Origin of the sequence: Mesorhizobium sp. M7D.F.Ca.US.004.01.2.1 (assembly GCF_003997785.1) — a bacterium.
Taxonomy (GTDB): Bacteria; Pseudomonadota; Alphaproteobacteria; order Rhizobiales; family Rhizobiaceae; genus Mesorhizobium; species Mesorhizobium loti.
Genome location: NZ_RZRQ01000621.1, coordinates 1 through 1,658, shown reverse-complemented (window position 1 = coordinate 1,658; position 1,658 = coordinate 1). Strand labels below are relative to the sequence as shown.

Annotated in this window: 2 protein-coding genes; both read left to right on the top strand. The window is 55.4% G+C overall.

The features are described 5' to 3' along the window. On the top strand, positions 1–260 hold a 260-nt coding region (locus EN993_RS37270; protein WP_164758053.1), incomplete at its 5' end, for a hypothetical protein. Then, complete coding sequence (locus tag EN993_RS35520; protein ID WP_063169411.1) at positions 257–1,312, top strand: hypothetical protein; 1,056 nt, start codon at positions 257–259, stop codon at positions 1,310–1,312. The genes EN993_RS37270 and EN993_RS35520, both read left to right, overlap by 4 nt. Positions 1,313–1,658 lie beyond the last annotated feature (346 nt).

The window sequence follows — 1,658 nt, the reverse complement described above, 5'->3', positions numbered from 1 at the left end:
ACTTTGAGGTGGACCGCGCCGACCCCGCATCGAAGGAGATGATGATCAGATTGCATCGGCGATTTGCACCTTACTTCGGGTTCTCCTATCGCGGCCCGTACGAAATCAACACAATCCCTGCGGCGCGGATGGTCGACCTGCTTTTTACCAGGCATCGGCTCCCAGAAGACTGGGCCGACTCGGTGTTTAAGGAGCTCGTCGCGCGGCCCGCACTCAAGACCGAATTCCAGCACTCGCTTTTCGAGAGCGATCTCGAATGACCGCTTCAACTGTCGAGTATCGAGTCTTCGGCCATCTGGCCGTCACCGAGAAGGCGAGAGATGCAGGTACCTGCGAAACGATGGAGGCAGATATCGCGATCGTCGCGCTTGGATGGGAAACGCGTTTCGCCGCGTTCGAAAACCATCTTGACCTGAAGGTCGGCAAGATCGTGGTTCTGGACTTTGCTCTGAAGGAAGCGAACGTCCCAGCCGTCGAAGAAAACCGGCGAAAGCTCATCGCTATGGGTACCCGATGGGGCGTCGAAGTGACTGTGATCACCCTCGAGCCTTCCATCGAGTATCAGAAGAACATCAATCTCCTCGATCACCTGCTCACTCAGATGGCCGCTTCATGTGGCTCATACGAAGGAAGCCTGCGGAAGGTTTTCGTCGAGTGCTCGACGATGCCGCGAATCTACATCCAATGGCTGATTGCGGTGGCATTCAAGAAAATGTCGATTCAGTCTCTCGAATTCGGGTACGCCGAAGGTATCTACGGGAACGCGATCGGCAAAGAGGATTTTTCCAGCGGCTTGGACCGATACGTCACCGTCCCTCATCTTCAAGGCAGCGGAGGAATGGGCGAAGAGAAAGTCCTGCTCGTGGGGATCGGAGGAGATGCCGACGTATTCTACGGATTGATCGATATCGTCAGTCCGGAACGGATCTCGCTCCTCGTCCCAAGAAGCGACAAGAATGCGCATATCGATGCTTTGCTCGATCAACAGGTGGCCAAGGTACGTGAAACCCACCGGCTCGAAGATGGCGAAGTTCGCGACATCCAGGCTTTCGGGCTGATGGCCCACCTCGATGCTTTCGAGACGTATCTCGACGGGTTCGGCTCGCGTGCGGTGGTGAACGTTTTTGTCAGCGGCCCGAAGGTTCAGGCCATCGCTGCTGCCGTGCTCGCCTGCTCCGACAGCCGCGTCCATCTCAAGGCAAGAATTCCCACCTCCTATGCCCATCGTGAAGTCTCAGCGAATGGGCGGTATCATATCTATAGGCTGATTGACCTGACATCCCCTGCCTGCAGCCTTCCCGGGACGTTCTGACACTATCTTGCATTCGAGTAGCATCATGGTCCCAGTAGCCGTTCCGCCAAGCCTTCAGCGCATGTTCGTGTCGCCCGATCCGGTCGATGGGGGGCTAATTCCCACTTGGAAGCTGCTCTACATCAGATCAGGGGGGAATGCAGACTGGCAGAATTCCGTCTAATTAGCGACTAGCTAAAACATATACTCAGGCGAGACTGTTCAGCATAGAAATAGTGAGTCGGCCGTGAACTATCCGCAAGCCATTGATCTGGCCTGTTGATTGAGGCGGATAGCGGCTTTGGAATTGCAGGATTAGCGGTATTTGGACGCTGTTTTCCTGCAATTCGGTTTTGCGATTCCCTTG